This window comes from Rhizobium sp. 01N447_2, assembly GCF_056399245.1.
The window spans coordinates 41,520-59,724 of the sequence record NZ_JBFTQY010000037.1 but is presented as its reverse complement, the minus strand read 5'-3'; the positions used below and the strand labels follow the sequence as shown (position 1 = coordinate 59,724).

Below are 18,205 nucleotides of genomic sequence, written 5' to 3'. Positions count from 1 at the left end.
CACCAGGCCGTCGAGGTCGACGGCCTGGTGGGCGACGGGATGATCAGCGATCAACGTCGCGGGCTGGAGCGCTCCGCTCGTCTCCGCCGCCATGCCTTACCACCGATACTTCAGGGTCGCCGTCATGTTGCGGCCCTTCGTTAAAAATAGGCTATCTCTATAAATTCGCGATACATTATTAGAAACATTCAAAAAAACGCGTGCCATTGCTTGGTCCCTACGCCACGGGCGCGGGCGGAACCTATGCAGCGAAATTAGCCTTGTCAACTTAAGATGACTATTTTAGTCATCTTTTAATCGACAAAAAATCCACGCCTTCGACACTCCCGAACAGGTTGCACGTAGATTGGGGCGTAACGTCCCGTGCGGTTAAATTGCCAACGGAGGCGTTCTGTCGTGCGAGCGCCCAACTGCGGACCGCGACGACTGTCAACCTGCCGGTCTTGATGGGGATCGGGCTGACGATCCCGCGTTGTTGCAGATGCAGTCTGTAGTTGATTTACGGGATCGCTCGGCAATCATCTGACGCTTTGGCGCTGCTACGTTGGTGCGTACCAAGGGTTGATAACCTTAAGCCCTGCGGCTTCGAAGGGACTAGAGTCGCGGGTAGCGACAATAAATCCGTTCGCCGCGGCAGTTGCGGCAATATAGGCATCTGCTTTACCGATTGCCCGACCTGCTGCGCGTGCTCGCGCCATTAATTCCGAATAGCTCTGTGATGCAGCCATGTCGAAGGATAGAACGCGTCCTGAAAATAGAGGCAGAACTTCCTGTTCTAGTCGATCGTCGAGGACGGTCTTTCGCCTTCCGCTAGGCATCGCGGCAATGCCGAACCGTAACTCAGCCACTGTAATCGCTGAAACGAACAGCGTTTCCACTGCTTGGGCATCGATCCACGCCAGCACCTGATTATCGGGTGTGGGTTTCCATGGCTCCGAGATGACGTTGGTATCGATCAGGATCATTCGAAACTCATAGGTTCCGCAGGCGTTTTGTCTCGGACGAGCTGCAGATTATCCACGTCGTCGTTCGAAAGCCCTGCCTCGCGTCCGATTGATGCTAGCAACGAGCCCAACATCACGCGTTCAGCTGGCCGTACCGCTGTTTCTAGGATGTCACGGATTTCTGCTTCGGTACTGCGGCCGTGATGAGCTGCCCTCACTCTCAAAGCACGATGTGTCTCGTCAGACAAATTGCGTATTGTAACTGCTGCCATTGATTGCACTCCCTTAACGCTGATGGTCATGCTATCAATATATGGAAATTGATATCACCTAGCAACTCTTCGAATTGGTTTGGAATGACGCTTTTTGAACTGCAACAAATTGCAACCGTCTTCCAACTGCCACTCCCATTAGAGCCGCCGGCCAATTACGGGATCAGACCCGTGGTCCGATATGCCCGGATCGTCCGGTCGTAGATGCCGATATCCTGGCAGCCGCGCGCGACCAATTGCCCCCCCTCGATGGCTGCGAAGATCGCCATGGCGTGCTCCCGCAGATCTTGCTCGCTTGCCGAAGGCTTTGCCCTTGAGAGCACCTTAGTCAGCCAGCCGACATTCATCGCGGCGAATTTGTCCACCTCGGTTCTGACCTCGGCAGGAAGGTCGTCGAGTTCCGCGCTCATAATGCCGCACAGGCACATGCGATTATCGCTGGCCAGGGCAGCGCGAAAGATCGCCGCGTATCTGTCCATACACCAACTCGCATCGTTGGAAGTGGCCAGCAGCTCCGCCAGGTAGGCTGCGCCCTCCTCCGTATAGCGACGCGCCAGCGCGGCGCCGAGATCGCCCTTGGTCGGAAAATGATAGTGCACGCTGGCGCTTTTGATCCCGACCTCTTTCGCGAGTTCACGAAAGCTCAGCGCATTGTAGCCATGCGACTGCACCGTCGCTTTTGCGGCGGTCATGACCGCCTCGCGCATATCCGTTTTGGTTTTTGCCATCATCGGTCCACACCTATCACTCGATAGATAGTTGTTGACGACCGAAAAGGGAAGAGATATCTGTGGATCGTAATCTATCTATCGATAGACAGACAAAGGAGTCTCTCATGAAAATCTTCGATCGCCCTGGCTTTCCAAATCCGGCCCGTATCCGCATCGTGCTCGCCGAGAAGGGGTTCGAACCGCAGGTCGAGTTCGTCTCCGTCGACCTCATCGGCGCCGAACATAAGCAGCCGGCCTTCCTCGAAAAGAACCCGTCTGGCGTCCTGCCGGTTCTCCAGCTCGACGATGGCACCTACATCAGTGAGTCCACCGCCATCACCGAATATCTCGACAATCTCAACGGCGATCCACGGCTCACCGGCAAGACGCCGAAGGAAAAGGCCGTCATCCACATGATGCAGAAGCGGGCCGAGACCGAGCTACTCGATGCGGTCGGCAACTACTTCCATCATGCGACGCCCGGCCTCGGCGCCGAGCTGCAAGTATTCAAGAGCCCGGAATGGGCCGGCCGTCAGGACTGGGGCAACCGCCAGCGCGATAAGGCGCTAGCCGGAATGAGGTATTTCGACACGGTGCTGCAGGACCGTTCGTTCGTCGCCGGCGATACATTCTCGATGGCCGACATCACGGTGTTTGCCGGGCTGATGTTCGCGGACGCCGCCGGCATTGCCATCCCTGAAGATCATTCCGCGCTGAAGTCCTGGCGCGCAAAAGTCTCCGAACTGCCGAGCGTCAAGAATCGCAGCGGCCAGATGTTCGTCGCGGAGGATCTGCGGAGGCTCGGCTTCTAATCCCCCGCACGAAAAGCGATGCGAACACCGCACCGACGCCCAACCACAGTCGCCAATCGCGCCGCCCATGCGGCATAATTCTCACGGAGTTTCCTCATGTCTACGGTTTCAACACCCGACAGCGCTTCCCGGCGCAACCTGCTGAAAGGGGTCGCCGTCGCCGGCGTCGGACTGGCGGCGGCCGGTGCCAGCGCGAACTCGGCGGCAGCAAAAACGCCCGCGTCAATCCATACCGGGAAGCCCACAGGCGACCGCCTGGTCACGAAAGACGGCACCAGCCTCTACTTCAAGGACTGGGGCACCGGTCCGGCCGTGGTGTTCAGCCATGGCTATCCACTCTCGTCCGACGCCTGGGAAGACCAGATGTTCTTCCTGTTGCAGAACGGCTATCGCGTCATCGCCCATGACCGTCGGGGCTTTGGCCGGTCGAGCCAGCCGTCCGGCGGTTACGACTACGACACCTTCGCCGACGATCTGGCGCAACTGGTCGAGGCGCTCGATCTGCGCGAGGCAACCTTCGTCGGCCATTCGATGGGCGGTGGCGAGGTCGCACGCTATGTCGCGCGTCACGGCCAAAGCCGGGTCGCCAAGGTCGCCTTCGTCTCCTCGGTGACACCCTTCCTGCTGAAGACTGCGACCAATCCGAACGGTGCTCCCAAAGAGCTGTTCGATACGTTCCGCGCCGCCGTGCAGGCAAACCGGTCACAGTGGAATCTCGACGTCACCATGCCGTACTACAGCTTCAATCGTCCGGGGGCGCATGTCTCGGAAGGCCTACGGGAGAGCTACTGGCGGCAGGGACAGGTAACCGGCTTGCTAGCCGCCTACCATGCGCTCGGGGCGTTTTCGGAAACCGATTTCCGCGATGACCTCAGGAAGATCACCGTTCCCGCGCTGGTGGTCCACGGCAGCGACGACCAGATCGTGCCGCTGGAAATCTCCGCGAAGTTGACCGCGGGGCTCGTTCCACATGCCAAGTTCATTGTCTACGAAGGCGGCTCGCATGGTCTGCTGCACGTCGACAAGGACCGCTTGAACGCCGACCTGCTGGCGTTCCTTCGCGGCTGATGGCGTGCAAAGGCCGGGGGCCGGCCGTAGCCCGGCCGCCGGCCTTTGCGTACGATCGAATGCGGGTCTGGCGATCAGGACGCCGCGATCTCGTTCATCGACGCGTCGTAAAAGAGATCGTCACCAAACTCCTCCCCGACGATGCCGCCCAGTTCTGCCGACAGTGACACCGCGGCGTCCAAAGGCGAAAATGTCATCGTCACCCGCTGCACGAGCCCGGTCTCGTCGCGCTCGATGACCCCCACCGCTTCCAGATCGAGGCCGGTGCGAGACTTGACACTGTGCAATTGCACATTTAGATGTACCCCATGCCGACACCCACTGGTCCCCATCTCTGTTACGCCCTCGCCGCCCGCCAGAACGCGCGGCATCTGAGCCGTCTTTACGACAATCATCTGGCGCCTGCCGGACTGTCGGTCTCGCAGTTCTCGATTCTGTCACTGCTGGAAGCCTACCAGAGCCTCAAGATCACCAGTCTGGCCGAAATGCTGAGCATGGAGCGCACGACTCTGGTCCGCGCGCTGAAGCCGCTGCAGGCAGCCGGATGGGTTGTCGCCGGCAGAACCAGCGGCCGCGCCTTCGATGTCACCCTCTCCCCTTCCGGCGTCGCGAAGGTATCGGAGGCAGTCCCCCTTTGGGAAAACGCCCAGGCCGCGTTTGAGCGGGAGGTTGGACAGGACCGCGCCGTGCGCATGCGCGATGAAATTCTGGAGCTGAACCTCGGCGGGTAGCTCCCCTTTTTTTACCGAAAAGTGTGTAATTACACATTTTATGATGCAGCCAAACACAAGGAGATGAAAATGACCGACACGTTCCTCGTTACCGGCGCCACCGGTGAGACCGGCCGCTACACCGTCCAGCGCCTGCTCGAGAAGGGCCACGCCGTCCGCGCGATGGTCCACAGGCAAGACGAGCGCGCCGACGCGCTTCGCAGCGAAGGCGCGGAGGTCGTGGTCGGCGATCTCTTCGAACATGACGACGTGATCCGCGCCGCCGCAGGCGCCACCTCCGCGTATTTCTGCYATCCCGTCCGTCCGGGCATCATCCAGACGACCGCATACTTCGCCGATGCAGCCAAACGCGCCGGGCTTAAAGCCGTGATCAACATGTCGCAGATCTCGGCGCGCGAGGACTCCAAGAGCCATGCGGCGCGCGATCACTGGATCGCCGAGCGGATCTTCGACTGGTCGGGCGTCCCCACCATCCACCTGCGACCGACCTTCTTCTCGCAATGGCTGCTTTACCCGTTTGCGCGCAAGACGATCGTCGAGCAGAGAATCATCGATCTGCCATACGGCGCTGGCCGTCATGCGCCGATCGCCGCCGAGGATCAAGCCCGCCTGATCGCCACGCTTCTGGCGGAACCGGCCGCCCATATCGGCAAGACCTACAGGCTTCATGGGCCGACCGAGCTTGACCAGCCGGGCATCGCCGCAGCCATCAGCGAGGTGCTCGGCCGCAAGATCAGCTACCAGCCGCTGACCATCCCCGCCTATCGCGATCGGCTGGAAAAGTTCGGCCTGCCGGAATTTTTGATCCAGCATTTCTGCGCGATCGCCCTCGACTATCAGAACGGCATCTTCTCGGGCGCAGACAAGATCATCGCCGAAGTGACGGGCGTGCCACCGATGACCGTTCAGGACTTCGTCACGTCGCACCGGGCCGCCTTCAATACGCTGAACGCGGCGGCGTAAGCCGCTCCGGCATCGAGGACAGGACATTGGCTTCACCGGGTCCGAAGCGCCGGCTCCGTCCAACCCGCTGGTGGCGGCGCGATGCACGCGCCGCCCGGCCAACCTTCCAGGAGAAGCAAGTTGAACATCGACCTTTCAGGTAAAGTCGCGCTGGTTACAGGATCCACCGAAGGCATCGGATTTGCCATTKCCCGCGCCCTCCATGAGGCGGGCGCAGCGGTAATTATCAACGGCCGCAGCCAGCAAAAGGTCGATGCGGCGGTGGCGCGCCTCGGCGGCCCTGCGCGCGGTCATGCGCTCGACCTCGCCGGCGCCGAGGGGTGCGACGCGATGATCCGGGCCGAACCCGAGCCGGACATCGTCGTCAGCAACCTCGGCATTTTTCTGCCCCTGGACTTCTTCGAGACCGACGATGCGATCTGGGACCGCCATTGGCAGGTCAACGTCATGGCAGGCGTGCGCCTGGCGCGCGCCTACCTTCCGAAAATGGCTGCCAAATCGTGGGGGCGCTTCATCTTCCTCGGTTCGGAATCCGCCTTCAATATCCCTGTCGAGATGATCCACTACGGCGTCAGCAAGACCGCCGACGTTGCAGTTGCACGCGGTCTCGCCAAGCGCATGGCTGGCACGGGAGTGACGGTGAACTCGGTGCTACCGGGCCCGACCATGTCCGAAGGCGCCGCCGAGATGCTCAAGGGGCATGTCACCGCCGAGCGGTCCTTCGAGCAAGCCGGCATCGACTTCGTCAAGACGCATCGTCCGACCTCCATCATCGAGCGGCCGGCAACCGTCGAGGAGGTTGCGAACATGGTGGTCTACGTCGCGTCCCTCCAGGCGTCCGCGACGACCGGCGCGGCACTGAGAGTCGATGGCGGCGTCGTAGACTCGCTCGTCTAGCGCCCGATCGAAACGCGCGCCCCGCCGGTTCTCCGGCCTCCAGATCGCAGGAGAACCGTTAGGCTACGGAGTCCCCGGACCTTCCCCCTCGGCTCCTCGACCAGCTCGGTCGGCAGAGATCAAGGTGGCCGTAAAACGTCCAGATTCCAAACTATTTTCTACGAAAGCAGGAGAGAAAGAGAACGACCTGTCTTTCTTCGGTCCATTTACATGCCTATGTTTCAAACGTGGGCTTGTCGACCTCCTGGCTGACGCCACACGCTAGTCCGCATTGGTCATAAATCAGATTTGGGAAGAGAGATGACACGATACGTTATCGTGGGGGCAGGCGCGGTTGGTGCGAGCCTCGCTGCGCAGTTCGAACTTTCCGGCATCACATATGCGCTCGTCGGACGCGGCGCACAGATCGGTCATATAAAGAAGTATGGTCTGAGCTACCAACGTCCCTCTGGCAAGCGACAGATCGGGCTTAACGCTTTCGACCTCAGCGACCCGCCCAAATTGGCCCTCGATGATATCCTGTTGTTAACGGTCAAAACTCAGGACGCGGCAAGCTCCCTGGCCTCCTGGTCATGGCGTCAAGTGTCGGATTCAGCGGGGGCAACGGCTGCCAGTCTCGCCATCGTCACCTTTCAAAATGGCTTGGCGACAGAAGCGATGGCGCTCAGAACTTTCGCCAGGGTTTACGGAGCCAGTATTCTGACGCCTGCACGGTTTACCGAGACCGGCTCCGTTGCGGTGGCGGGTGATCCGCAGGTCGGCGTGGTCACCATAGGGCGTTTCCCGTCGGGTTTTGATGAAACAGCCGAGCAGATTGCGGCGGACCTCACCCGCGCAAATTATCTGGCGGAAACCAGCAATGATATCCGCCGTTGGAAATCAGCCAAACTTCTTCACAACGTCAGAAACGTCTTGGAATTGTTCGTTGGGGCCGAGGATCTCCGCGTCTCAATCGCCGATGCGCTGGTCAATGAAGCTCGTCAAGCTCTTGAGGCTGCCGGTTATAACCTCGCCTCACCCTCGGAGCGGACCACAGATCTTTCAGGGTGGCGCATAGCTCAGGACAGTGGCATCCATCCCGGTCAACAATCGACTTGGCAGAGTTTTACCAGAGGCGCTTCGAGTGAAGTCGATTTTCTCAACGGCGAAATCGTCTTGCTGGGTCGTTTGCACAATATTCCGACACCCTACAATGAGGTTGTCCAGAATCTTGCTGGCAGATTGGAGCATCAGGGCGGCTTCACGAAAGCACTGGCGCTTGACGCGATTCAATCACTTGTCGACAGACCCGATCAGGGCAGCAACACCGGTCTCGCCGCAGCGACCTGATGTGTCGCCTTCCAATTGTTCAACGATGCAACCACCAACCTGAAGCGATCCAATGAGAGAACCAATATCAGAACAGATCCTCGCCGCAGCCGGCGGGCTATTTTACAGCGAAGGTATTCGGGCTGTTGGGATAGATCGCATTATCGAAGAAGCGAAAGTTGCAAAGGCAACGCTCTATCGACACTTCCCGTCCAAAGATCATCTTGTTGCAGCCTATCTCCAGGATCGCCACGAACGTGTTATTCGCTCCTTGCGGGAGGCCTTGGACGCGACGGGTGCTCCGAGAGACCAGGTCAGAGTTATTTTCGAGCGCCTGTATGAAAAGGCCGACAGCCCGGAGTTCCGGGGCTGCGCATTTGCTCTTGCGGTAGCCGAGCATGGCGATTCCGAACGCGTCGTGACGGTCGCTCGCACACATAAGAAAGCCGTAGGCGACATCTTCCGCGCCGTCATATCCAAGGCCGGGCTCGGCCTTGACCAGACGGCCGCGCATCTATCGCTTCTTTATGAAGGCGCGCTTGCGACGGTGGCAGTGGGACGTGACCCGACAGCGGTTCTCGTCGCCCGAGACTGCGCACTTTCCGTCTTCGACGCCGCGATCCCACACGACCGGACATCTTGAGAGCACCAGAATAATGACAAAGATCATTGACTATTTCTTCGGCATCGGCTCGCCATGGGCTTTCATCGGTTTGGACCCATTCGCGGCACTGGCGTCCGAACAGAACGCAACGATCCGCCCGTATGTCATCCCCCTGATCGAGGATAATGGCGCGATCTATTCTCGCAACCGGCCGGAGGCCCGTCGCGCTTATTGGACGAAGGATCTCAAGCGTTGGGCGGCCATCCGGGGCAAAACGTTGAACTTCGAAAACCGTGCAGCCTTGTCGGATCCAACGCCCGCCGGCTTCCTTGTCCTTGCCGCCATCGATGCGGGCGAAGACTGGCTCAGGCTGACGAAAGCCCTGCAGGAAGCCTTCTGGTCAGGCGGTCAAAATATCGGTGACGCAGAGGTCCGTCGTGCGATCGCCGATGCCGCGGGTTTCGATGGCGCGGCTTTGGAAATACGTGCCCAGGGCGAAACTGTGCAATCCGCCTGGAAAGCAAATTATGAGACGGCCAGGGGCGCCGGCGTCTTCGGGCTTCCGACCTTCCGCTATGACGGCGAACTTTACTGGGGGCAGGACAGCCTGCCCTTCCTCGAGCGTCATATGAAGGGCGAAAAGCTCATCGCCTGATCCATCGCGAAAAAGGCTTGACCGCCGAGGATACTGTCAAATGAACAGGTTCAAGACCCATAGCTCCCATTGGGGCGCGTTTTCAGGCCGATACGAAAACGGAAGTCTTGAAGTCAGGCCTCATCCGGGCGATCCGGATCCGTCGCCATTGCTGGGCAATATTCCGGCGATCGCCCATAGCCCTATGCGCATCAGGCGGCCGGCGATCCGGCGCGGCTGGCTCGAAGGCACGCCGGATCACGCGCAGAATCGCGGGGCGGACGACTATGTCGAGGTCAGTTGGCGGCGCGCAGCTGACCTTGTCGCAAAAGAGCTGCAGCGCGTTTACAGAAATTTTGGTCCGGAGTCCGTGTTCGGGGGATCCTACGGCTGGTCGAGTGCCGGACGCTTCCACCATGCGCAAAGCCAGATCCATCGGTTTCTCAACGTGCTGGGTGGTTACGTCAGTTCCGTCAACACCTACAGCTCCGGCGCTGCAATGGTCATCCTCCCGCACGTGTTGGGACCATACGACCATTTCGACCGCAAGAGCGTCACCTGGGATGCCATCGAGCGGAGCAGCGAACTGGTTGTCGCCTTCGGCGGAATGGCGCTCAAGAACACGGACGTGCATGGCGGCGGCATCAGCGCGCATATCGTGCGCCAAAAGCTGAACGGTGCGAGCGCCCGCGGGGCGCGCTTTGTCCTCGTCAGCCCGCTGAAGAACGATTTTCCAGCCGAACTGAATGCACAATGGCTGCCGATTATACCGGGTACCGATGTCGCGCTGATGCTCGGCCTTGCGCATGCGCTCGCCCGTGAGGGACTGCACGATCGCGGATTTCTCGACCGCTATACCGTTGGCTACGAGCGTTTCGAGGCCTACCTGCTTGGCCGCAGCGATGGCGTCGAAAAGAGCCCGGAATGGGCGTCCCACATCTGCGGAATCGGCGCTGACGTTATCAGGAATCTCGCGCGTGCCATGGCCGGCGCCAGGACATTAATTACCGTCAGCCATTCCCTCCAGCGAGCCGACCACGGCGAGCAGCCGGTCTGGATGGGCATSGTGCTGGCCGCAATGCTCGGGCAGATCGGACTGGATGGCGGCGGCTATGCCTATTCCCTCGGCGCTTTGGGGAATATCGGTAAGGGCCAGCTTGGCGTTCCATTGCCGACCCTTGGCCAGTTCAAAAATCCCGTGGCGGATTTCATTCCCGTCGCGCGTATCGCCGACATGCTCCTCAATCCAGGCGATGAATTTCACTATAACGGCCAGGCGATGCGTTATCCCGACATCCGCCTCGTCTATTGGGCGGGAGGCAACCCGTTCCATCACCATCAGGATATCAACAGGCTGCGGGCGGCCTTCAAGAAACCGGAGACCATCATCGTCCATGAGACGGCCTGGACCTCGTCGGCGCGTCACGCGGACATCGTGCTGCCGGCGACGACCACGCTCGAGCGTGACGATATTGGTGCGGCGGACCGCGATCCGCTGATGGTCGCCATGAAGAAGCTGATCGAGCCGGTCGGCGAAGCACGGGACGATTATGAGATTTTCTCCGAGATAGCGGGCCGTCTCGGCAAGATCGAAGAGTTCACCGAAAACCGGACCAGCAAGGAATGGCTCGCCTTTCTTTTCGAGACGACGCAAAAGGCGCTTGCCGCCGCCGGGCACCAGGCTCCCGCCTTCGAGGCGTTCTGGGAGCGTGGAGAGATGCGCCTGCCGCTCAAGCCCAACGATGGCGGACCAGCGCGCGCCTTTCGAGACGATCCGTCTGGATCTCCGCTACAGACGCCATCCAGAAAGATCGAGATCTTTTCCGAGACGGTCGAAAGCTTCGGCTATGACGATTGCCGCGGCCATCCGCGATGGTATCCGCCCAGGGCAGAGACAGAGGGGGATGAAAGCCGCTTCCCACTCCATCTGGTCTGCAACCAGCCGCATCAGCGGCTGCACAGTCAGCTGGACTACGGCGATTTCAGCCGTTCCACCAAGATAAAAGGCCGGGAACCCGTTCGCATCAACCCGGTTGACGCGGCCGAGCGCGGCATCTCGGATGGCGATATTGTCAGGCTGTTCAACGCGCGCGGCAGTTGCCTTGCGGCAGCGGTGATCAGCGAAGGCGTGCGAGAGAGCGTGATGCAGCTTGCGACGGGCGCGTGGTTCGAACCGGACGATGCGGCCGCCGACAAGGCCATGTGCGTGCACGGCAATCCGAATATCCTTACCCGCGACGTCGGAACCTCCCAGCTCGCCCAGGCGTCGACCGGGCAGCTCACCAGAGTGGAGGTAGAACGTTTCGTCGGCGAGCTTCCCCCTGTGCGGATATTCGAGACGATGAAATTCGTGGAGGGTGCTGCCGAGCCCGGCAGGATCGCCGATCCAAAGTGAATCCCCGATGGCACCTGCCGCCCGGCGAACCCTGCCTATAGAGGCCGTTGCCTCCTGGGGTCACTGAACAACAAGGGCTGGAAATCCTCGATCCAAACGCGCCCTCTTGTTGAAAAACGTGCCGCGTTAAGGATCTCCACACACCGCAAAAAGCTGATCCTTACCGGGACCGGAAACGAAACAAAAAAATCTACAAAAACTATAGAAAAAGAATAACCAGTCTTTCTTGGTCGACGCGCATTGCCTAGGCTGTTCCCCATGAATTCTGTCAAAGAAACTGAGGAACGCATCCGATGCCGAGAGGCAAATAGCGATCAGAAAGCGAGCCTTGCGGCCGCGCCACGACACTCATCAGGCTGCTTAACCCAGTCATAATCATCTCGCGGTCAGGGCGAGCGCCTCGCCGGTCGATAGGTCTGCCGGCGGATGATGCCGTACGCCTGATGCAGCGACACCAGGATCAAAATGTATGTGCGGAACGGCAACAGCCCGCGCCGCAACCCTATCGAACACAACCCGAACCATCAGGATTTGCTCATGACCGAACGTTCTACGTTGCTCTCTCTTTCCCGGCGCCGTCTGCTGATAACGACGTCCGTGACGGCGACTGCACTTTTGGTGGTAACGGCAGGCTTCACTTCGGCTCAGAGCGCTGACGGCAATGGCGGTGAGATCACTTTCCTGATCGACTCGCTGGGTGACACCTGGATCCCGAACAACAGCGCGATCTCCAGCTTCCAAGGCCACATCTGGGGCCACGTGGCCGACAAGCTCCTCTACGTCGACGCTGACGGCAAGGTCAGCCCCTGGATCGCGGAGAAGTGGGAGCAGAACGACACGGCCACCGAGTTCACCCTGCACCTGAAGAGCGGCGTGACTTTCTCCGACGGCACCGCGCTCGATGCGTCGGCCGTCGTCGCCAACCTCGATATCTGGTACGCCGGCCGCAAGAGTGACGGTATCAACCCGATTGGGCTCTTTCCGAAGACCTACGACCACGCCGAAGCAATCGACGCGGCCACGGTGAAGGTCTTCTTCAAGAAGCCGACACTCGGCTTCATCCCGACCCTCGGTTATCACGGCTCGATCCTCATCTCCCCGAAGACCCTCGCGCAGCCCGCCGCCCAGCAGGCCGACCTCAGCAAGACTTCCGGAAGCGGCCCGTACGTGGTTGAATCCTGGAAGGAGGGCGACTTCGTCAAGCTGGTCAAGCGCAAGGATTACAACTGGGGTCCGGCGGCGGTCGGCCACACCGGTCCAGCCTATCTCGACACAATTACCTACAAGCTGGTGTCCGAGCCCTCGCTTCGCGTTGCCGCTGTGCAGTCCGGCCAAGCCGACGTCGCTTACAACGCCTCGCCGCAGGAGCTGGAATCTCTCAAGGCAGAGGGCTTCACCACCGCGACGCCACGCTATCTCGGCTTCGTGAACGGCTGGGCAATCAACACCAAGCTCGCGCCATATGATGACGTGAAAGTACGCCAGGCCCTCCAGGCCGGTATCAATCGCCAGGAGATCATCGACACCGTCTACACACCCGACTGGAAGCTCGCGACGTCGTTCATCCAGAGCAACGTGCCCGGAGCGACCGACCAAAGCGACCTCTTGGCTTACAACCCCGAAAAGGCCGAGAAGCTCCTCGACGAGGCAGGCTGGACCAAGGGCGCCAACGGCATCCGCACCAAGAACGGCGAGCCGCTGGTGCTGACGCTGCATTCCAACCCCTACCTCGCAACGTCGAAATCGGTCGACGAACTCATCGCCCAGCAACTCGGCAAGATCGGGTGGAAAGTCGCTATCCGTGCCTACGATGTCGTCACCTTCGGCCAAAAGGTCAAATACGGCGGTCCGGCCGTACCGGCCTACGAGGTGACGCGCAGCTTCATCGACGCAGGCACCGTCGCCAGCATCCTGACGAACGCCAACAACGGCGAGAACTGGTTCGCCCTCGACGAGAGCGACAAGACGCTCAACGAGCTACGCGACAAGATCGCCAGCGCTGGTTCCACCGAAAGCCGCAAACCGCTCCTCGACGAACTGCAGAAGTACATCCTCGACCAGGGCTACTTCATCCCGCGCACGCAAATCGTCCAACGCATCTACGTGCAGTCTCCCAAGCTCAAGGGCGAGATCTACAACGGCGTTGCCTATGCCAGCTACTACACGGYCACGAAAAGCGAATAGTCCCGCAATTCAACCGGACAACGCAAGAAGGTGACAGGCATGAGCAAAGCTTACCTCAACTACGCCGCAAAGCGCCTCGTGCAGGCGATCGTCGTGATCCTGCTGGCTTATGTCTTCACCTTCGTCGTCGTCAGCATCCTGCCCGGCGACCCGATAACCAATGTCCTGAACAATCCTCAAAACGGGTTCACGCAGGAGGAGATCAAGGAGATCATCGCCGCCCAGGGTCTGGATAAGCCGATCCCGGTGCAGCTATGGACATCCTTTTCCGGCTTCGTGACCGGCGATCTGGGCCTGTCGATGCGGACCAATCGGCCCGTGTCGACCCTGATCGCCGAGGTGCTGCCGTCGACGTTGGTCCTTGCTTCCGCGGGCCTCGTCGTCGCGCTGCTGTTGTCGGCGGTGATCGCCTATGGCACGCAGTTTCTTCCAAAACAGTTTGGCCAAGGCCTGCTGCGAGGTTTCCCGTCATTGTTCCTGTCGGTGCCCAACTTCGTGATCGGCCTGGTGCTGATCCACCTCTTCGGTTTCCAGCTCGGCGTCTTTCGCGTGATCGAGCCCGACAGCTTCTGGGCGACACTTTTCGCGGCGATCGCGCTCGGCATCCCCATCTCCGCGCAAATCGCCGAAGTCCTCATCGCCAACCTCGACCATGAGTCCGGGCAGGAATACGCCGCCGTCGCGCGCGGTCGCGGCCTTTCGCAAATGCGCCTGTTCGCCAAGCACCTGCTCAAGCCGTCGTCGCTCCCTGTCGTCACCGTCATCGCGCTGACCATCGGCGAACTGCTTGGCGGCTCGCTGATCACCGAGACGGTGTTCGGACGCACCGGTCTCGGCAGCCTGGTGCAAAGGTCGGTGAGCACGCAGGACCTGCCCGTGCTTCAGGCGGTCGTCTCGCTGGCGGCGGTGGTCTTCGTGATCGTCAACCTGATCGCCGATCTTGCCTACCCGCTGCTCGACCCGCGCGTAAAGCTCCTCGGCGCTCCCGAGCGTCGTCCAACCACAGCCGACGAAATTTCCGTCGGCATTTCCAAGGTGGTGACGCCATGACCCTCGCCTCCACCTACTCACCCTCGCGCGTCACCGCGGTCGGGCGGCTGACGGCGCTGCGCGTACCGCCGGTCGTCGCGCTCTCTTTGGCGATCGTCGCGCTGGCGATCGCCTGGTCGCTCGCCCCGAGCCTGTTCACCAGCTATGACCCGGTCAACGGCGTTCCCGCGCAAAAGCTGCTGGGCCCCAGTGCGGCGCACTGGTTCGGCACTGATCACCTCGGTCGCGACCTCTATACCCGCGTCGTCTATGGCACGGCCTCCTCTGTGGCGAGCGCGCTGATCGCCGTGGTCATCGGCGTTGTCGCCGGCGGCCTCATCGGCCTGCTGGCCGGCTTCTTCGGCGGCTGGGTGGATACCCTGTTTGCCCGCCTGGTCGACGTGCTGCTTGCAATTCCAAAATTCCTGCTGGCCGTCATCGTCGTCACCGCGATCGGCTTCGACACCACCAACGCCGCCATCGCAACCGGCGTCTCGGCGGTGGCTCTCTTCGCCCGGGTGATGCGCTCGGAGGTCATCAAGACCCGGCAGGCGACGTTCGTCGAGTCTTCATTTCTCCTGGGTGGCTCGCGCTGGCACATCCTGTGGCGCCACGTGCTGCCGAACGCGTCGCGCTCGGTGCTGCCGCTTGCAGTGCTGCAGTTCGGCGACTCGATCCTGGTGATCGCCAGCCTCGCTTTCCTCGGTTACGGCGACCCGCCGCCCGCCTCCGACTGGGGCCTGCTGATCTCGATCGGCAAGGATTACCTCAAATGGCCGTGGCTCGTTTACGCGCCCGCATTCGTCACGATCGCAACCGTCCTTTCTGTGAACAGGATCAGCCGATGGCTTCGCAAGACAGACTGACTGAGCTTTTCGCCCGTATTGACGCCACCGGATCGGCGCTCCCGCAATCGGCCCCCCTGCTCCGGATCGACGGGCTGTCGGTTTCCTACGGACCGCAGGAAGTCGTCAGCAACGTCGGGTTTGAACTCGGCCGCGGCAAGAGCCTCGCCCTCATCGGAGAGTCGGGATCGGGCAAATCGACGATCGCGCGCGCGGTGTTGCGACTGCTCCCCACGGGTGGACGCGCGACCGGCCGCGTCGAGTTCAACGGCCAGGAGGTGTTGGGGCTCTCGGAACGTCGTTTCCGGCCACTGCGAGGACGTGCGATCGGGTTCGTGCCGCAAGACCCCGGCAATTCGCTCAACCCCGTCCGGACGATCGGCGCCCAGGCGATGGAGGCGGCCGCGCTCATCGACGAACCCAACACGGCAATCCGCAAGGCGCTCGTCCTGGAAACCTTCGCCCAGGTCGGGCTCGACAACCCCCAGCGCGTATACGACTCCTACCCGCACCAACTGTCCGGCGGCATGCTGCAGCGCGTGTTGATCGGCCTTGCCGTTCTTCCACGCCCGTTGCTGCTGGTCGCGGACGAGCCGACCTCGGCGCTCGACGTCACGATCCAGAAGCGCATCCTCGACCTGCTTTCCAAGTTGCAGCACGAGCTTGAGATCAGCTTGCTCCTCATCACCCACGACCTGGCGATCGCCGCCGAGCGGGCCGATGCGCTGGTGGTCCTCAAGGACGGCGTCGTTCAGGAAGCCGGCAACACTGCGGCTGTCTTCTCTGCGCCCGCCTCGGCATATGCTAGGAAGTTGCATGCCGACGTCCCGGCGCTCAACCCGGACCGCTACCGTGCGCTGCGCGATCCCGCCTTCCGTTTCCTCGGGACCAAGGCCGACAAGGCACCGAAGATCGAGGTTAGCGGCGTCACCAAGACGTTCACGGTGGACGGCAAGGTTCTGACGGCCGTCAACGACGTGTCGTTTGCCGTCCAGGCTGGCACCACACACGCGCTGGTCGGCGAATCCGGTTCGGGCAAGACGACGGCAATCCGGCTGCTGCTTGGGCTCGAACAACCCGACATCGGCACGATCGCGGTCGCCGGCGAGCAGCTCCATGGTCGTTCGCACGAGTCGCTGCGCGCGGTATGGCGCCACCTTCAGCTCGTCTATCAGAATCCGTTCACCTCGCTGGACCCGACCTGGAAAGTCGAGCAGCTGGTGCGCGAACCGCTCGACCGGTTCAAGATCGGAACAGCCAACGAACGCGCCGAGCGAGTCCGCGAAGCGCTGGCCAATGTCGGACTAGGAGAACACCTGCTTTTGCGCAAGCCGGAAGCCTTGTCAGGTGGCCAGCGCCAGCGCGTGGCGATCGCCCGAGCGCTGGTCCTCAAGCCTGATGTGATCGTGCTCGATGAGCCCACTTCCGCGCTCGACGTCAGCGTCCAGGCGGATATCGTCGAGGTGCTGCTTTCGCTGCAGGCCAAGCTTGGCTTGACCTATGTATTCGTATCCCACGACCTGGCCCTGGTTCGCCAACTCGCCCACACCGTCTCGGTGATGCAGTGCGGACGCATCGTCGAACATGGGATCGTCACCGACATCTTTGAAAGACCCCAGCAGCCCTATACCCGCTCGCTGCTGGAATCGATCCCATCCGGCATTGCCGGGGATGCCCGCGTGTCACGCCTGGAACCCCGTCGCATCATCAGCAGGGAAAAGATCGCATGACCATCGCTGCCCCTCTAAATCCTCAGCCCGCGTCGTTCCGCCCAAAGCGGCGGCTTGGCTTCAACACCAGGGTATCGTTCAATGACGAGACCGGACCGGCGCAAGGTCTGCGCGACGGGATCGCGTTGTTCAAGGAAGCCGAGCGGCTGGGTTACCAGTCGGGCTGGGCCTATCAGCGACATTTCGATCACTACCTCTCCTCGCCGCTTCCGTTCTTCGCCGCCGCCGGTCAGCACATCAGGCGGATCAACCTGGGATCGGCGGTCATCCCGATGCGCTACCAGGATCCTATCCTGCTTGCCGAAGCGGCCGGTACGACCGACTTGCTCATCGATGGCCGGCTTGAACTTGCGATATCGACCGGCGCCAACGCGGCGTTCGACGCGGTGTTCGGTGCAGCCGACACCGACGCCCGGACGGAAGCCAAACGGCGCCAGGCACGCTTCCTCTCGGCGATTGCGGGCGAAGTCCTCCATACTGTCGTTTCGCCGGGCCAGGGTGCTCCGCAAGGTGCGGAATTGCGGGTAACGCCGCATAGCCCGACCCTGYGCTCCCGCATTCGGCAAGGTTCAGCCAGCCTCAGCTCGGCCGTGCAGGCAGCCGAACTCGGGATCGGACTCATCTCGGGAACCGTGCAGCACGGCCAGGCCGAGGGCGAGACTTTCGGGCAGTACCAGGCTCGCATCATCGAGACGTTCCGTACCACCTGGCTCACGATCTGGGGAACGGAGCCGCCACCCGTCGCCGTCGCCGCCTCCATCCTGGTTGGGACGACCGCAGAACTTCGAGAGAAATACGCTGCCTATGACCTCGAGCGTCGCACCATCGGAATTGCCGCGTCGCGTCCCAAAGGTGCCCTCGCGCCTCCCAGCCAGCCTGTCGGCGCTCAGATCTCGCCTGTCTTCCAGGGCACGCCCGATCAAGTGATTGAAGCCGTGTTCAATGACCCGGGCCTCGCAGCCGCGGACGAGGTCGTGCTCTTCCTGCCCCCCGCCTTCGGCCTCGCGGAGAACGTAAGGTTGCTGACCGATCTGGCCGAGACAGTTGCTCCAGCACTTGGCTGGTCGCCTGCCTTGTAA

The 18,205-nt window shown here is 61.3% G+C and carries 18 protein-coding genes and 1 pseudogene; 14 read left to right on the top strand and 5 right to left on the bottom strand.

The window, feature by feature from the left end; translation table 11 throughout:
• The 4 genes and pseudogenes from AC1ECN_RS23040 to AC1ECN_RS23025 form a co-directional block, all read right to left on the bottom strand.
• Positions 1 to 93: pseudogene (locus AC1ECN_RS23040) on the bottom strand (siderophore-iron reductase FhuF); the annotation flags it as partial.
• 446 nt (positions 94 to 539) lie between these two features.
• Positions 540 to 965, bottom strand: a complete 426-nt coding sequence (locus AC1ECN_RS23035; protein ID WP_027688084.1) for a type II toxin-antitoxin system VapC family toxin — start codon at positions 963 to 965, stop codon at positions 540 to 542.
• Entirely contained in the window at positions 962 to 1,216 is a 255-nt protein-coding gene (locus tag AC1ECN_RS23030) for a FitA-like ribbon-helix-helix domain-containing protein (protein ID WP_075224380.1), read from the bottom strand. Before AC1ECN_RS23030 ends, AC1ECN_RS23035 begins: the two co-directional genes overlap by 4 nt.
• A gap of 155 nt (positions 1,217 to 1,371) precedes the next feature.
• Entirely contained in the window at positions 1,372 to 1,947 is a 576-nt protein-coding gene (locus tag AC1ECN_RS23025) for a TetR/AcrR family transcriptional regulator (RefSeq protein WP_029768016.1), read from the bottom strand.
• A gap of 104 nt (positions 1,948 to 2,051) precedes the next feature.
• Between AC1ECN_RS23025 and AC1ECN_RS23020 the strand changes: the two genes are divergently transcribed.
• Together AC1ECN_RS23020 and AC1ECN_RS23015 are read left to right on the top strand one after the other, a co-directional pair.
• Positions 2,052 to 2,738, top strand: coding sequence for a glutathione S-transferase family protein (locus tag AC1ECN_RS23020; RefSeq protein ID WP_130663240.1), 687 nt, complete (start codon positions 2,052 to 2,054; stop codon positions 2,736 to 2,738).
• A gap of 96 nt (positions 2,739 to 2,834) precedes the next feature.
• On the top strand, positions 2,835 to 3,806 hold the full coding sequence (locus tag AC1ECN_RS23015) for an alpha/beta fold hydrolase (protein WP_130663241.1): 972 nt from the start codon (positions 2,835 to 2,837) through the stop codon (positions 3,804 to 3,806).
• Positions 3,807 to 3,880: 74 nt separating this feature from the next.
• Here the strand turns inward: AC1ECN_RS23015 and AC1ECN_RS23010 are convergent, their stop codons facing one another.
• Positions 3,881 to 4,093, bottom strand: a complete 213-nt coding sequence (locus AC1ECN_RS23010) for a hypothetical protein (RefSeq protein ID WP_226532357.1) — start codon at positions 4,091 to 4,093, stop codon at positions 3,881 to 3,883.
• Between the two features lie 21 nt (positions 4,094 to 4,114).
• Here AC1ECN_RS23010 and AC1ECN_RS23005 point away from each other — a divergent pair, with 21 nt between their 5' ends.
• From AC1ECN_RS23005 to AC1ECN_RS22950, 12 genes are all read left to right on the top strand, one after another.
• Positions 4,115 to 4,537, top strand: coding sequence for a MarR family winged helix-turn-helix transcriptional regulator (locus AC1ECN_RS23005; RefSeq protein ID WP_024321542.1), 423 nt, complete (start codon positions 4,115 to 4,117; stop codon positions 4,535 to 4,537).
• Positions 4,538 to 4,606: 69 nt separating this feature from the next.
• On the top strand, positions 4,607 to 5,500 hold the full coding sequence (locus tag AC1ECN_RS23000) for an NmrA family NAD(P)-binding protein (protein ID WP_477954180.1): 894 nt from the start codon (positions 4,607 to 4,609) through the stop codon (positions 5,498 to 5,500).
• A 120-nt stretch (positions 5,501 to 5,620) separates the two neighbouring features.
• Positions 5,621 to 6,397, top strand: coding sequence for an SDR family NAD(P)-dependent oxidoreductase (locus AC1ECN_RS22995; RefSeq protein WP_477954178.1), 777 nt, complete (start codon positions 5,621 to 5,623; stop codon positions 6,395 to 6,397).
• Between the two features lie 300 nt (positions 6,398 to 6,697).
• Positions 6,698 to 7,726 (top strand): ketopantoate reductase family protein, encoded by a 1,029-nt coding sequence (locus AC1ECN_RS22990; protein WP_024321545.1) that lies wholly within the window; start codon positions 6,698 to 6,700, stop codon positions 7,724 to 7,726.
• Between the two features lie 52 nt (positions 7,727 to 7,778).
• Positions 7,779 to 8,348 carry a TetR/AcrR family transcriptional regulator gene (locus tag AC1ECN_RS22985; protein WP_024321546.1) on the top strand — a complete coding sequence of 190 codons (570 nt, stop codon included), beginning with the start codon at positions 7,779 to 7,781 and terminating at the stop codon, positions 8,346 to 8,348.
• Positions 8,349 to 8,361: 13 nt separating this feature from the next.
• The gene (locus AC1ECN_RS22980) at positions 8,362 to 8,964 is read left to right on the top strand and encodes a 2-hydroxychromene-2-carboxylate isomerase (protein ID WP_027688090.1); all 603 of its coding nucleotides are present in this window, start codon (positions 8,362 to 8,364) and stop codon (positions 8,962 to 8,964) included.
• A 40-nt stretch (positions 8,965 to 9,004) separates the two neighbouring features.
• Positions 9,005 to 11,338 (top strand): molybdopterin guanine dinucleotide-containing S/N-oxide reductase, encoded by a 2,334-nt coding sequence (locus AC1ECN_RS22975; RefSeq protein WP_477954175.1) that lies wholly within the window; start codon positions 9,005 to 9,007, stop codon positions 11,336 to 11,338.
• A gap of 537 nt (positions 11,339 to 11,875) precedes the next feature.
• Positions 11,876 to 13,522, top strand: a complete 1,647-nt coding sequence (locus AC1ECN_RS22970; protein ID WP_477954173.1) for an ABC transporter substrate-binding protein — start codon at positions 11,876 to 11,878, stop codon at positions 13,520 to 13,522.
• Positions 13,523 to 13,561: 39 nt separating this feature from the next.
• Positions 13,562 to 14,572: an ABC transporter permease gene (locus AC1ECN_RS22965; RefSeq protein ID WP_027688093.1), complete on the top strand. Its 1,011-nt coding sequence runs from the start codon at positions 13,562 to 13,564 to the stop codon at positions 14,570 to 14,572.
• Positions 14,569 to 15,417, top strand: a complete 849-nt coding sequence (locus AC1ECN_RS22960; protein ID WP_027688094.1) for an ABC transporter permease — start codon at positions 14,569 to 14,571, stop codon at positions 15,415 to 15,417. Before AC1ECN_RS22965 ends, AC1ECN_RS22960 begins: the two co-directional genes overlap by 4 nt.
• A complete protein-coding gene (locus AC1ECN_RS22955) occupies positions 15,396 to 17,126 on the top strand; it encodes a dipeptide ABC transporter ATP-binding protein (protein WP_024321552.1) in 1,731 nt (576 codons plus the stop codon). Before AC1ECN_RS22960 ends, AC1ECN_RS22955 begins: the two co-directional genes overlap by 22 nt.
• Complete coding sequence (locus AC1ECN_RS22950; RefSeq protein WP_477954171.1) at positions 17,123 to 18,205, top strand: LLM class flavin-dependent oxidoreductase; 1,083 nt, start codon at positions 17,123 to 17,125, stop codon at positions 18,203 to 18,205. The genes AC1ECN_RS22955 and AC1ECN_RS22950 overlap by 4 nt, the downstream gene beginning before the upstream one ends.

Coding starts and splice junctions, on each gene's coding strand:
- AC1ECN_RS23035 (WP_027688084.1), bottom strand. CDS start 965: ATGATCCTGATCGATACCAACGTCATCTCGGAGCCATGGAAACCCACA.
- AC1ECN_RS23030 (WP_075224380.1), bottom strand. CDS start 1,216: ATGGCAGCAGTTACAATACGCAATTTGTCTGACGAGACACATCGTGCT.
- AC1ECN_RS23025 (WP_029768016.1), bottom strand. CDS start 1,947: ATGATGGCAAAAACCAAAACGGATATGCGCGAGGCGGTCATGACCGCC.
- AC1ECN_RS23020 (WP_130663240.1), top strand. CDS start 2,052: ATGAAAATCTTCGATCGCCCTGGCTTTCCAAATCCGGCCCGTATCCGC.
- AC1ECN_RS23015 (WP_130663241.1), top strand. CDS start 2,835: ATGTCTACGGTTTCAACACCCGACAGCGCTTCCCGGCGCAACCTGCTG.
- AC1ECN_RS23005 (WP_024321542.1), top strand. CDS start 4,115: ATGCCGACACCCACTGGTCCCCATCTCTGTTACGCCCTCGCCGCCCGC.
- AC1ECN_RS22990 (WP_024321545.1), top strand. CDS start 6,698: ATGACACGATACGTTATCGTGGGGGCAGGCGCGGTTGGTGCGAGCCTC.
- AC1ECN_RS22985 (WP_024321546.1), top strand. CDS start 7,779: ATGAGAGAACCAATATCAGAACAGATCCTCGCCGCAGCCGGCGGGCTA.
- AC1ECN_RS22980 (WP_027688090.1), top strand. CDS start 8,362: ATGACAAAGATCATTGACTATTTCTTCGGCATCGGCTCGCCATGGGCT.
- AC1ECN_RS22965 (WP_027688093.1), top strand. CDS start 13,562: ATGAGCAAAGCTTACCTCAACTACGCCGCAAAGCGCCTCGTGCAGGCG.
- AC1ECN_RS22960 (WP_027688094.1), top strand. CDS start 14,569: ATGACCCTCGCCTCCACCTACTCACCCTCGCGCGTCACCGCGGTCGGG.
- AC1ECN_RS22955 (WP_024321552.1), top strand. CDS start 15,396: ATGGCTTCGCAAGACAGACTGACTGAGCTTTTCGCCCGTATTGACGCC.